Annotated in this window: 11 protein-coding genes; 7 read left to right on the top strand and 4 right to left on the bottom strand. The window is 64.3% G+C overall.

All coding sequences use genetic code 11. The features are described 5' to 3' along the window. Window positions 1-146 precede the first annotated feature (146 nt). Window positions 147-1,601 carry a xylulokinase gene (gene xylB / locus NKJ06_RS23580; protein WP_352628381.1) on the bottom strand — a complete coding sequence of 485 codons (1,455 nt, stop codon included), beginning with the start codon at window positions 1,599-1,601 and terminating at the stop codon, window positions 147-149. An 81-nt stretch (window positions 1,602-1,682) separates the two neighbouring features. Next, window positions 1,683-3,008: a tetratricopeptide repeat protein gene (locus tag NKJ06_RS23575; RefSeq protein ID WP_352628332.1), complete on the bottom strand. Its 1,326-nt coding sequence runs from the start codon at window positions 3,006-3,008 to the stop codon at window positions 1,683-1,685. 225 nt (window positions 3,009-3,233) lie between these two features. Between NKJ06_RS23575 and NKJ06_RS23570 the strand changes: the two genes are divergently transcribed. Next, entirely contained in the window at window positions 3,234-6,020 is a 2,787-nt protein-coding gene (locus NKJ06_RS23570) for an autotransporter family protein (RefSeq protein WP_352628330.1), read from the top strand. A gap of 58 nt (window positions 6,021-6,078) precedes the next feature. Here the strand turns inward: NKJ06_RS23570 and NKJ06_RS23565 are convergent, their stop codons facing one another. Next, on the bottom strand, window positions 6,079-6,702 hold the full coding sequence (locus NKJ06_RS23565) for a LysE family translocator (protein ID WP_111545008.1): 624 nt from the start codon (window positions 6,700-6,702) through the stop codon (window positions 6,079-6,081). A gap of 96 nt (window positions 6,703-6,798) precedes the next feature. Further along, window positions 6,799-6,921, bottom strand: coding sequence for a hypothetical protein (locus NKJ06_RS23560; protein WP_352628329.1), 123 nt, complete (start codon window positions 6,919-6,921; stop codon window positions 6,799-6,801). 240 nt (window positions 6,922-7,161) lie between these two features. On the opposite strand from NKJ06_RS23560, the gene NKJ06_RS23555 reads away from it, so the two are divergent. The 6 genes from NKJ06_RS23555 to NKJ06_RS23530 all read left to right on the top strand — a co-directional run bounded on the left by NKJ06_RS23555 (window position 7,162) and on the right by NKJ06_RS23530 (window position 13,219). Continuing rightward, window positions 7,162-7,926: a L,D-transpeptidase gene (locus NKJ06_RS23555; RefSeq protein WP_352628327.1), complete on the top strand. Its 765-nt coding sequence runs from the start codon at window positions 7,162-7,164 to the stop codon at window positions 7,924-7,926. A gap of 86 nt (window positions 7,927-8,012) precedes the next feature. Continuing rightward, the gene (locus tag NKJ06_RS23550; protein WP_352628325.1) at window positions 8,013-9,179 is read left to right on the top strand and encodes a diphosphate--fructose-6-phosphate 1-phosphotransferase; all 1,167 of its coding nucleotides are present in this window, start codon (window positions 8,013-8,015) and stop codon (window positions 9,177-9,179) included. 34 nt (window positions 9,180-9,213) lie between these two features. Further along, the gene (locus NKJ06_RS23545) at window positions 9,214-9,933 is read left to right on the top strand and encodes an MBL fold metallo-hydrolase (RefSeq protein ID WP_352628379.1); all 720 of its coding nucleotides are present in this window, start codon (window positions 9,214-9,216) and stop codon (window positions 9,931-9,933) included. 263 nt (window positions 9,934-10,196) lie between these two features. Continuing rightward, window positions 10,197-11,723, top strand: a complete 1,527-nt coding sequence (locus NKJ06_RS23540) for a DegQ family serine endoprotease (RefSeq protein WP_352628324.1) — start codon at window positions 10,197-10,199, stop codon at window positions 11,721-11,723. A 141-nt stretch (window positions 11,724-11,864) separates the two neighbouring features. Then, window positions 11,865-12,476, top strand: a complete 612-nt coding sequence (locus tag NKJ06_RS23535; protein ID WP_352628322.1) for a sulfite oxidase-like oxidoreductase — start codon at window positions 11,865-11,867, stop codon at window positions 12,474-12,476. Next, complete coding sequence (locus tag NKJ06_RS23530; RefSeq protein ID WP_352628320.1) at window positions 12,473-13,219, top strand: ferredoxin reductase; 747 nt, start codon at window positions 12,473-12,475, stop codon at window positions 13,217-13,219. The genes NKJ06_RS23535 and NKJ06_RS23530 overlap by 4 nt, the downstream gene beginning before the upstream one ends. Window positions 13,220-13,227 lie beyond the last annotated feature (8 nt).

The raw sequence follows: 13,227 nt of genomic DNA, 5'->3' as shown, positions 1-13,227 counted from the left end.
TCTCCCCCGCAAGGGGGGAGCTTGGTTGGCATCCGCGCCTTCGCCAATGCCCCACCTTGCAGGACTGGCATATCCGCCAACGCTGCTAATCTCCCCCCTTGCGGGGGAGATGCCCGGCAGGGCAGAGGGGGGTGCCTCGCGCCGACTCACGCAGTGGCGACCTTGATTGCCGGGTACAGCGCTCGGTAGCGCTGATAGGCATCCGCATAGGCGCCGCCGAGCGTCACGTCCGGTTCGATCGTGGCATCCGTTCTGGGTGCCGTACAGATTTCGAGCGGATCGGCACCCGTCGCCGCGATCAGGCCGAGCCGCGCAGCGCCAAAGGCGGCGCCGAAGTCGCCGTCGGCGGGAATGTCGACAGGCAGTTGAAGCGCGGTGGCAATCGCCTTCAGCCAATAGCGCGAGCGCGAACCGCCGCCGATCGCCGTCACCCGCGTCAAGGTCGTGCCGGCCTTGGCCAACGCTTCGAGACTGTCGCCGAAGGCAAAGGCGACGCCCTCCAGCACGGCCTGGGTCAGCACGGCACGGCTCGATTCATGCGCCAGCCCGGTGAACGCGCCGCGAATGGCGGAATCATTGTAGGGTGTGCGCTCACCCGAGAGATAAGGCAGGAAGGACACGCCGCTGGGCGCCTTCAATGTGTCGCCGAGATCGGCGGTCAACTCGCCGGCACTCTTCCCGGTGATTTCGGACAGCCAATTGAGCGAATCGGTTGCCGACAGGATGACGCCCATCTGGTGCCAGGTGTTCGGAAGCGCGTGGCAGAAGGTATGCACGGCACTTGCCGGGTTGGGCAGATAGGAAGCATTGGCGGCAAACAGCACCCCCGACGTGCCGAGCGAAACGAAAGCGTTGCCGGCGCCGACCGTGCCCATGCCGCAGGCCGAGGCCGCATTGTCACCGGCGCCACCGGCGATCGGAATGCCGGCCGGGACACCCCATTTCGAGGCCAGTTCGGCACGCAGCGCGCCTGCCTTCTCGGTGCCCTCGACCAGCGACGGCATCTGCTTTTCATCGAGCGATGTCGCCGCGAGCAGGTCGGCACTCCAGCGGCGCTTGCCGACATCGAGCCAGGACGTGCCGGCGGAATCCGACATTTCCGAAATGTGTTCGCCCGTAAGCCAGAGCCGCAGGAAATCCTTGGGCAGCAGCACTTTTGCGACCTTGGCGAACACGGCTGGCTCGTTGTTCTTCACCCAGGCAAGCTTCGGCGCGGTGAAACCGGGAAACACGATGTTGCCGGTCAGCGCGCGGAAGCGCGGGTCGGCGTCAAGCGCCGCCGCTTCGGCATGGCTGCGTGTATCGTTCCACAGGATGCAGGGGCGCAGCACCTTGTCGGCGGCATCGAGCAGCGTTGCACCGTGCATGTGGCCGGACAGGCCGATACCCTTGACCGCGGCGAACTCCCCGGGATGCCTGGCTTTGAGGTCGGCAATCGCCTCCTCGCAGGCGCGGATCCAGTCGTCGGGGTTCTGTTCCGACCAGCCTGGATGCGGTCGCGACACGTCGATCGACGCATGGCCGGAACCGATGACGGTTTGCCCGGCATCGATCAGCAGCGCCTTGACGCCCGATGTCCCGAGATCGAGGCCGAGATACATGGTTTCCTCCCTTGCCATTAATTTTTTCGAGCCTCGAAAAAATCTGGCTTGGTCAGTTTTTAAGACAAGATCGGTCGCGGGTCAATTCTCTGACAAATTGGCCGCACGCCGCGAAAGCAGCGCCGACAGCGGACTGTCGGGCCGTGCCATCGATCGTTCTGCCGTCAGCGCCCTGGCAAGCGCATCGTCCCCGGCACGCAGGGCCGCCTCGATCAGTGTCAGGTCGATGACGTCGCGTTGGGCGTGGCTGCCGCCGAAACGGTGGGCGATCGCCCGGATCGGCGGGATCAGCCGCACGGTCTCGGCGTAGTTGCCCTCGCCGAACGCCTTGATGGCGAGCGTCAGGGGATAGCCGACATCCCTGGTGAAAGCCGCGTTGTCATCGCCGCCACACATGGCCTCGCGCTGTGCGTCGAGCAAGGTCTGAACCGGCGCGTCGAGCCCGGCGCCGACAAAGGCCATCATCGCGTGGGCATCGTTGAAGGCATAGTTGCCGGCGCCGGCCTTGGGCACCCAGTTGGCGGCGAGCGCCGTCCAGCGGTCGCCGACATCGACACCGACGAGATAAAGCCGCCACAGGATTGCCGAGGCGTCGACCATGTTGAGCGCCAGCGTCGAGCGCGCGCCGTAGATGGGGCCGTCATAGAGCGCGAGCACTTCGTCCGTTTCGCCGAGATCATAATGGAACAGCGCCAGGTGCCACCAATTGTGCACCTTGAGGAAGCTTTCCTTCGTCCACGCTTCGGGATTGGCGCGCATCCAGGCGATGCCATCCCTTTGCCGGCTTTGCATCTCCATGACATGGGCGACGGCGTGCTGCGCCCACCCGTCGCGTGGCTCCAGATCGATCGCGGCGCGGCCAAGCCTCTCGGCCCTGATATAGTCACCCATTTCCTCCAGCCCGAAAGCCTGCATGCCGAGGATGGCGTGGTAGCCCGGCATGTCGCTTTGCCAGGACGGCAGCGCGCGGCCGATACGGTCACGCAGCATGCGGGCATTGCCTGTGAAGAAATCGATCTGATGTCCGGTCTGCAGCGCCACCGCGTCGAGCGGGAAGTCGATGGCGATATCCCTAAGCATGGCTCCGGCATCATGCCAGCGCCCGCTGGCGAGATGGCCAAGGGCCGCGACATGCGCCTGCTCGCGCGTGGTCGCGGCAAGCGGCAGTGCGGCCTGATGGCAAGCCTTGGCCACGGCCGTCGCCTCCCGCTCGGTGGCGAGGCCGAAGAGATAGCCCTTGAAGACATGCGCCATGACGAAGCCGGGAGCTTCCGCAATGGCGCGGTCGATCGAGGCTACGGGATCGCCGATGAAGCACTGCAGTTCACGCACTGCCTGGCTGTAGGGCGTGAACCCCGGCTCCGTCGCGCCCGAAAATGTCAGGCCGAATGCGTCCCTGATTGCCATGCAACATCCTTTGATCGGCCCGTTGCGGGCGCCACGCCCTTCGGGCCAGGACAATCTTAAGGCATGGACCACAAACGTGCCAACCACGCGCTACTCTGGGCCATTTCAGTAGTCTTTGCAGTTTAGCAACCATGCGGGGCAGATTAGGCTTTGTAAAGGCGAACGAATTGTGTCTTCATTGCGGCATCGGGCGGGGGCTTGAAATCGCGAATCGAGAGGGGCGCGATGCGGCATCTGAAAAACAGGCTTCCGAACAGTCGTTCGGAGGATGCGGAAGACACAGTTGCTTTGCTGCGGCGAAGGCCGCCCGGGCTACATCCATGGTTCATTAGCCTTCTCGCAACTACAGCCTTTGCGTTGCTGCCCAGTTCCGCTGCATTTGCCGCATGCGTGCTGGGCCCATCCGCCGGGAACACCGTTTACACCTGCGACAGCGGCTCATCAGGCGGCAGCCTCACCGATGCCGATGGCGACAACACGCTGAATTTCCCCGCCGGCGGGACCGGGCAGATATCAGGCAACGTCACCTTTGGCGTCGGTACGGATCGCATCAACATGCAGTCCGGCACCATTACCGGCACTGTCGATCAGGGCGGCGGCACCGATTTCTTCACCATTGGCGCGGGTACCGTAGCCGGCAATGTCCAGCAGGGCGCCGGCATCGACGATTTCAACATGAGCGGCGGCCAGATCGGCTCGCTCAACCAGGGCGATGGCCTTGACACGTTCACCATGACGGGCGGCCGCATCGTCGATTTCTTCGACGATGGCGACAATGCCGTGATGACGGGCGGCCGCATCGGCCGCGTCAACATGAAGCTCGACCAGAACTATTTCAACATGTCAGGCGGCACCATCGACCGCAACCTCGTCACCGGCTTCGACAAGGACACGATCATCCTGTCGGGCGGCACCATCGGCGGCAACATCAGCGTCAGCGGTGGCAATGACAGCGTGACGGTCACCGGCGGCACGGTGGGCGGCGACATCCTGATGAGCTTTGGCGCCGACAACTTCGTCTGGAATGGCGGCGGCATCATTTATGGCGCCGTCGATCTCGGCGGCGACAACGACACCGCCAAGCTCAGCAACCTCACCAACGCCAATCTCGGCGCCACGGATGCAATCACTGGTGGCCTCGGCACCGACGCACTGACCCTGGACAACGTCAAGCTGCATGGGATCAGCCGGCTCCAGAACTGGGAAAGCATCGGCGCCACCGACGACACCGAGCTGACGCTCGACGGCAATCTTGTGCTGGGCGACAGCGGCACCGGGACTGGTTCGCTCAGCGTCGATGCCGCGAGCACGCTCTATGGCGGCGGCTTCAACGCGGCGATCCAGGCCTTTACGGCGGGCCAGCTGGCGCAGGTCACCAATGCCGGACGCATTGATCTGACCAACGGCAGCACCGGCGCGACAGATCGGCTGACGATATCAGGCAATTATACCGGCCTGGGCGGCCTGCTGTTGATCCAGACCGAACTCGGCGATGACAGTTCCGCGTCCGACCGGCTTGTCCTGTCGGGCGGCACGGCTTCCGGTTCGACCGGCATCTCCGTGGTCAATCTCGGCGGCGCCGGTGCTGCGACGACGCAGGACGGCATCATGGTCGTCCAGGCGGTCAACGGCGCCAACTCGGGCGCCTCCACCTTCGCGCTCGACGCACCGGTCGCCGCCGGTGCCTTCGAATATTATCTGTTCAAGGGTGGCGTCAGCGCCGGCAGCGAGGAGAATTGGTACCTGCGCTCGACGTTGAACACGCCGGCCCCGCCGGCCCCAGCCCCGCCAGTGGTCGAACCTACGCCGCCGGAACCGGTGCCGCCGGCGGCCGAGCCGCCGCCCCCGCCGCCTTCCGAGTTGCCGCCAACGCCGCCGCCGACCGAGGGCGACATCAACAACCCGCCGGTCGACCCGACACCACCAGTGCAGGCCGCCGATCCGGAGCCCGAGCCGCCGCCGCCACCACCACCGGCGCCACCAGCGGATCCGCCACCGCCACCGCCACCGGTGCCGACGGAAGCGCCCGACCTGCCAACACCGGCCGGGGGAGAGGAAATCCTGCTCTATCGCATCGAGGTTCCGGTCTATTCGGCCTTACCGCCGGTCGCCGAACATCTGGCAATGACGACGCTCGGCACCTTCCACCAACGGCGTGGCGAGCAGAGCCTGTTGTCGAACACCGAGCTGTCGCCGGTCTGGGGCCGTATCTTCGGCCAGGACAGCAAGATGGCTTATTCGGGAACGGTCTCGCCGTCCTTCGACGGTACTCTGTTCGGCTTCCAGGGCGGCTTCGACGTGTTCGGTCGAGAAACCAGCTCCGGTTCGGTCGATCGCGCCGGCCTGTTCATTGCCTATGCCAGTATGAATGGAGATGTGCGCGGCCAGGCGCTGGGACAGGACAATCTGTCCGTCGGCGGTATCGATCTCGATGGCACCAGTGTCGGCGGCTACTGGACCCGCATCGGCCAGGGCGGCTGGTATCTGGACGGCGTCTTGATGGCCACGTTCTTCGGTGGAAACGCGACATCGTCGCGCGATGTCGGCATCGACATCGGCGGAACCGGCATCACCGCTTCGCTGGAAGGCGGTTATCCCATAGCGTTGGGACAAGGCTGGACGCTCGAACCGCAGGCGCAACTGGTCTGGCAGCATCTGTCGCTTGACGACACCAAGGACCTGTTCTCGTCGGTTTCCTTCGATCCCGACGACAGCGTCACCGGCCGGCTGGGCGTGCGGCTGCAGGGCGAGACTGCTATCAACGGCGTGCCACTGCAGCCCTACCTCAAAGCCAACATCTGGCATGATTTCGGCGGGACCAGCCATGTCAATTTCGACACCACCGACATCTCGACCGAGGGCAGATCGACCTCGTTCGAATTCGGCGGCGGCGTGATCGCCAAGGTGACGGACAAGGTCAGCATCTTCGCCACCGGCGACTACACCACCAATCTCGGCGGCGACAAACGCCGTATCCTCGAAGGCAATCTGGGATTCAGCGTCAAGTGGTGAGGCTGATCATGATCCCGAAACCGGGTTTCGGGGTCATGATCAGAATTCAGAATAGAGCCTAATTGCCCGAACGCATCGCCACCGTGGCGATGCCGGCGCCAACCAGCAGCGTGCCGCCGGTGCGGTTGAAGATGCGGATTGCCTTGGGATTGCGCACGACGTTGCGTGCGCGTGCCGCGATCAGCGCATAGCCGAAGGCATTGGCGAAGGCGAGCGCCAGGAAAGTCGTCTCGAAGATCAGCATCTGCGTCCAGAAATCGGCGTGCCGGTCGAGGAACTGCGGCAGGAAGGCGACGAAGAAGGTGATGCTTTTCGGGTTGAGCGCGGTGACCAGCCAGGCATGCGCCATCATCTTGGCCGACGACACCGCATCGGTCCGCGGTTCGGCCTTCAGCGCGCCGCCGGCGCGGAACAGTTTCACGCCGAGATAGATCAGATAGCCGGCGCCGATCAGCTTCAGGATGGTGAAGACGGTCGCCGAGGCCGCAAGCAGCGCGCCGATGCCCAGCATCGACAAGGTCATCGCGGTGAAGTCGCCAAGCGCCACGCCGACGGCCATCGGCAGCGCGGTGCGCCAGCCCTGGCCCAGCGCATAGGACACGACCAGAAGGATGGTCGGACCCGGGATGATGAGGAGGATCGTCGATGCGGCAGCGAAGGCGGCCCAGTTTTCGAAGGACATGCTCGTCTCCTTTGAGCGTAAAGAAGAGGATAAATCCTTGGGTCCGGGAGAATGTAAAGAGGCGATTTCTCTAATTTCGCCAACGGCAGGCCGGTGTCAGTTCGCGCCGCTCAGCGCGCTCACGATATCGGCCAGGCTGACATTGGCACCGAGAACGGTTGCCGCCGCCACAATGGCCGCGGCAAAAAGCGTGATGTCGGTTTTTAACGTCTTGCACATGGAGGCCCCTCGCTGATCGCTTGAGGAGTACGAAGCGCCAGCGCCGGGATTATGACCCGACCGAGGTCTTTTCGCGCAGCAGCTCCCCAGTCGACGGGTCGAGAGGGAGGTCGAAAGCCAACACGGTCATGCGCAAACGCAGGCTGTGCAAGGCCTTCACGCTTTATCAACCATGAATGATGAAAATGCCTGCTATCCGGCCGGACCGTGCTTCCCGCCGACAGCGTAGGGTTTGGGTATATGGGTGAGTTGCCGCAAGGTCCAACGCCGCCGCGAAACGGCGACGCAAGCGTAGCCGATCATCATCTTTCCCGCCGCGCCATCCTGTCCGGGGCAGGCGCGCTGGCGCTGCTCAGCGCCGCCGGTTGCTCGACCTCGGGCGGTGGCCTGCCGGCGCTCGAACTCGACGATACCGTCACCAGCTCCGTGCCGATCCGGCCGAGCATCAGTGTCGACAAGAACATCACCAGCCCCGGCGTCATGTATGCCGCGCTGACGGATGGCGGCTTCAACGTGCCGGAAGTGCCGTATCTGAAGGTCAAGCCGGAATTCCGTCGCCAGATCGTCGTCGACACGACAGGCGAGGCACCCGGCACCATCGTCGTCCATCTGCAGGAGCGCATGCTCTATCTCGTCCAGCCGGGTGGGGACGCCATCCGCTACGGCGTCGGCATCGGCAAGGACGGCTTCCGCTGGTCCGGCCGCGCCAACATCCAGTACGGCAGGGAATGGCCGACCTGGACGCCGCCGCCGGAGATGATCGCCCGGAAGCCCGAACTGGTGAAATGGCAGGCCGGCCAGCCCGGCGGCCTCACCAACCCGCTCGGCGCGCGCGCCCTCTATATCTACCAGGACGGCAAGGACACCGGCTATCGTATCCACGGCTCGCCCGAATGGGCGAGCATCGGCCAGGCGATGTCGTCGGGTTGCGTGCGCCTGATCAACCAGGACATCATCGACCTCTACAGCCGCGTCTCCAAGAAAAACCCGGTGGTGGTCGTCTGACACGTCACCCGCTCCACTCTTCCGTTGCGCGATAGCGAAAGACAGGCGAATGTGCCTGCGAATTCATCGCTCGGGAGACGTCAGGAATGGCCGGAACTTTTGTCATCGCGCAGGGCGGCGGCCCAACCGCCGTCATCAACCAGACGGTGGTCGGGGCGACACTGGAGATCCGCAAGCGGCATCCCGGTGCCAAGGTTCTCGGTTCCATCCACGGCGTGCGCGGTATCCGTGACGGCAACTATGTCGATCTTTCGGCAATCCCGGAGGATCGGCTGCGGCTGATTGCCGGAACGCCAAGTGCCGCCCTTGGCTCGACGCGTGACAAGCCGGATGCCGCCTATTGTGACGTCATCCTCAACGGACTGAAGAAGGCGGGCGCCGATGCCTTCATCTATATCGGCGGCAACGACACGTCGGGCACGCAGCAGATCCTGACCGATGCCGCAGGCGGCACGATCGCTTTCGTCCATGCGCCAAAAACCATCGATAACGACCTCGAGGAAAACGACCACACGCCGGGCTTCATTTCGGCGGCCGAGTTCGTCGCCGGCGCCTTTCTCTCCGTCGACCTCGATTTTCGCGCGCTGCCCGGCATCTATGTCGGCATCGTCATGGGCCGGCATGCCGGCTTCCTGACCGCCGCCGCAGCAGCATGGCAGCTCGACCCCGACAGCGGCCCGCACCTGCTCTATGTGCCCGAACGCCCATTCTCGGCCGCCGGCTTCATCGACGACGTGCGCGCCACGCTCGACCGCCACAAACGCTGCATCGTCGCTGTCTCGGAAGGCGTCAGCACCGCCGACGGCAAGGCGCTGGTCGAAAGCCTGGTGCCGCCGGACAAGCTCGAGCGCGATGCGCATGGCAACGTCAAGCTGTCGGGCAGCGATCTGCCGGCCGCACTTGAGCGTGCACTGGCCGAAGGCCTGCCCGGCAAGCGCGCCCGCGTCGATGCGCTCGGCTACATGCCGCGCGGCTATGTCGGCGCCATCAGCACGGTCGACGCGCAGGAGGCGTTCGATGCCGGCGCTTTCGCCGTCACTGTCGCTGAACAGGGCGGCGGCTCGGTGGCGCTGCAATATGACGGCGCCAAAACGGTGCTGAAGAAGGTGCCGCTGAAGAACGTCGCCGGCAAGACCCGCCATATGCCGGATAATTTCATGAAGCCCGATGTCAATCAGCTGTCCGATGCCGGCATGGCCTATCTCAAGCGGCTGGTGCCGGAAAAGTACAAGGTCGGGAAGCCTTTCGTCTGATGCCGGATCACAGCTGATGCCTGGCTCACACCTGATGCCGGCGTGGTTCAGCAGAAGCATTGTTGACGACAAGACGACGATGCTGACCGAACCGTTCGTGCATGAGTACCTGCGCGCCAACATCTGGCACCTGCGCGGCCGCGACGCCGACCTTTTGGTCGACACCGGCATGGGCATCCGTCCGCTGGCGCCGCAGATCCAGACGCCGCAGGGCAAGCCGCTGCTGGTCGTCGCCACCCACATCCATCTCGATCATGTCGGCTCGCTGCACGAATTCCGATGGCGGGCAGGGCCAAGGTACAGCGCGGAGCAGTTCGAGAGCATGGATGAGGCGGCGACCTACGCTTACATGTTCCACGATCTCGAAGGCGCCGTCTCGAAACCGCCGGCGCCGGGCTGGAAGGCGGCCGACTACAAAATCCCGTCCGCACCGTTGACGCGAACCCTGGACGAGGGCGACATCGTCGATCTCGGGGACCGGCAATTCCGTGTGCTGCATCTGCCTGGCCATTCGCCTGATTCGATCGCGCTGTTCGACGAGGCCGACGGCCTGTTCTTCAGCGGCGACGCTATCTACGACGACACACTGATCGACGATCTGCCGGATTCGGACCGAACGGCTTATATCAGTACCATGCAGCGCCTGCTCGACCTGCCGATCCGCATCGGCCATGGCGGCCACGGACCGAGCTTCGACAGCAAGCGCATGCATGACATCGCCACTGCGTATCTCGGACGAATCGGTGGGATCTGATGCGCCCGGCGGGGCAGGGAAGACCGGACTGGCGCGTCGCCTGACAACATCGTGACCGGCCGTCATCCGGAAATTAAATCTTCGTAAGGTCGCCCGAAAACCCTAAATCGGGCCAACCCGCACCCTAGATGGAACGCTGTCGATCCGGTCGGCTGCCATGCCAGGCGAGACGGGCAATCGCGACCTTCGACACGCCAGATGGCCGGTTTTTCCTCACAGGGGCCGCCACGGCGCCGGATCAACTCTCGCCCGGACAAACGACCATGTCAGATATCCTTCGCAGACATCGCGTCGCGGCCTTGCTGGGCGCTGCGCTGATCATATCCCCCTTCGTCATGACTTTTGCTCAAAGCGCCAGCGACGCGATTCCGACAACCCAGACACCTGTCGCCGGCATAACGGCTCCCAACGGCTCGTTCGCCCCCATCGTGGCGGCCGACAAGCCGGCGGTGGTGACGATCACCACGGTCATGAAGGCACAGCCGGAAAGCCCGGACGACGGCATGCCTCTCGGCAACTCGCCATTCGACGACTATTTCCGCCAGTTCTTCGGCGACCAGGGCATGCCCGCCCCGCGGACACCGCCGCAGCAGCAGGCACCGCGCGCCGAGGCACTCGGCTCCGGCTTCATCGTCGCCGCCGACGGCACCATCGTCACCAACAATCATGTCGTCGATGGCGCCTCTTCGATCAAGGTGACGCTGGACGATGGCACCGAACTTCCCGCCAAGCTCGTCGGCCGCGATGCCAAGAACGATCTCGCCGTGCTCACGGTCAAGTCGGACAAACCCCTGCCAACCGTCAAATGGGGTGATTCCGACAAGCTCATGCCAGGCGACCAGGTATTGGCCTTCGGCAATCCGTTCGGCATCGGCACCACGGTCACGGCTGGTATCGTTTCGGCGCGCGGCCGCGACCTGCACAGTGGCCCGTTCGACGACTTCATCCAGATCGACGCCCCGATCAATCATGGCAACTCCGGCGGTCCGCTGGTCGATGTGAACGGCAATGTCGTCGGCATCAACACGGCGATCTATTCGCCCAATGGCGGCAGCGTCGGTGTCGGCTTCGCCATCCCGTCGGACCAGGCCCAGAAGGTGGTCGCCAAGTTGATGAAAGGCGGTTCCATCCAGTACGGCTATCTCGGCGTCGAGATCCAGCCGGTGACCCCGGATGTGGCTGGTGCCATCGGGCTCGACCATCCTGGCGGCGCGCTGGTTTCGCATGTCAATGAGGGCTCGCCGGCCGCCAGGGCCGGTGTCGAGACCGGCGACGTCATCACCGGCTTCGCTGGACAGGATGTCAAGGATCCCAAGGATCTGTCGCGGGCGGTCGCCGATGTCGCGCCCGGCGCCCGGGAGACACTGAACGTCTGGCGCAAAGGCAAGGCCGTGGATATTTCCGTCAATGTCGGGCGCAACACCGATGACGTGAAGACGGCGTCGGTGGACGACGGATCCGGCGCGCCTAGCGCCGGCCAAGGCTCGCGCGTGCCGGCGATGGGGCTTGGCCTGATGGACATCACTCCCGACATCCGCGAGCAGCTGAATCTCGCCGACAATCAGCGCGGCGCGGTCGTTGCCAGCGTCAATCCCGACAAGGCAGCCGCGGCTTCCGGAATCCAAGCCGGCGACATCATCGTCGCCGTCAATCAGATGCCGGTGAAGAGCGCCAGGCAAGTGACGCAGGCGATCGCCCAGGCCGGCAAGTCCGGCAAGAAGTCGGTGCTTCTGCTGGTCGAGCGCGACGGCAGCCAGATCTATGTCGCGGTGCCGTTTGCCAATGGCTGACGCATCGCGCTGAATTAGGACAGAGGCGTCAGGTTCGACAAGCCTGCCGCCCCTGTCCGTCAAGATTTCGGTTGCCCGCAGCGGCATCATCGAGAAAACTGCGACGGGCTGATGGATGCCTGCTGCAGAGGAATTACCGCGATGGTCACCCGAGGTTTCTCTTCAGGACGGCGCCCGCCAACCGATGATGATGCGCGCATACCGCCCGGCCAATATCTCGAGCAGGGTTTTCCGGTCCTGTCGGCCGGTCCGACGCCGCGCGTGCGCATAGAGGATTGGTCTTTCACGCTAAAACATGGCCCGCGGCCCATCAAGAAATGGACCTGGGCCGAATTCAACACACTGCCGTTGACCGAGATGACACGCGACATCCATTGCGTGACCGCATGGACCAAGTTCGACACGCCGTGGCAGGGCGTGCTGGTCGACGATATCCTTGCCGACGCAGGTTTGGAGCCGCCGACCGGCTTCACGCTGGCGCACGCGTTCGACGGTTACACCACCAATGTGCCGGTCAAGGATCTCACCGCCGGCAAGGCCATGGTGGCGCTGCTTTACGAGGGCAAGCCGATCACGCCGGACCACGGTGGCCCGGCAAGGCTGCTGGTGCCGCATCTCTATTTCTGGAAGTCGGCCAAATGGCTTAACGGCCTGCAATTCACGACGCGCGACGAACCCGGTTTCTGGGAATTGCGCGGTTACCACATCTATGGCGACCCGTGGCGCGAGCAGCGTTATACGGACGATCCATGAGCGATGCGGCAGCAGTGCAGTCGCCTTGGCAGACGGCCGGGATCGTCCGCATCGAAAAGCGCACGCCGCGCGTCACCAGCTTCTTTTTCCAGCCATCGCGGCCGTTTGCCTATCGCGCCGGGCAGCATGTCGATGTCAGGCTGACGGCGCCGGACGGTTACCAAGCCCGCCGCTCGTATTCCATCGCCTCCGCGCCCGAGATTGACGGCGTGATCGAGCTGGCGATCGAGAAGCTCGACGATGGAGAGGTTTCGCCATTCTTCCACGAGGTCGCGGCGGTTGGCGACGAGGTTGAACTGCGCGGGCCGCTCGGTGGGCATTTCGTCTGGCCCGATGAGGAGAGTGGGCCGCTTGTGCTGATCGGCGGCGGTTCGGGTGTCGTACCCTTGATGTCGATGATCCGTCATCGCGCCGCACGCAATTCGCCGGTCCCCGTCGTCCTGGTCTTTTCAGCCCGGGTCTGGGACGAAGTGATCTTTCGCGGCGAGCTGATCGGCCTCGACGACCGCAGGGACGGCTTCGACCTGGTGCTGACGCTGACGCGCGAAGCCGCACGCCGTCCCGCCGATTATTCGCGACGGGTGGACGTCGCGATGATGGTGCAAGCGATGGCGCGGCTGCCCGAGCCGCCAGGCATCGCCTTCGTCTGCGGCTCCAACGCTTTCGTGTCAGCCGCCGCCCAGGCGCTGATCGATGCCGGCGTCGCAGCGGAAGTCATTCGCACCGAACGCTACGGGGTCTGAGGAGTCCT

The sequence above is a fragment of the Mesorhizobium sp. M0293 genome (assembly GCF_040321735.1).
GTDB lineage: Bacteria > Pseudomonadota > Alphaproteobacteria > Rhizobiales > Rhizobiaceae > Mesorhizobium.
Note: the sequence above shows the minus strand (reverse complement) of the source record. Positions and strands in the feature narration are given on the sequence as shown.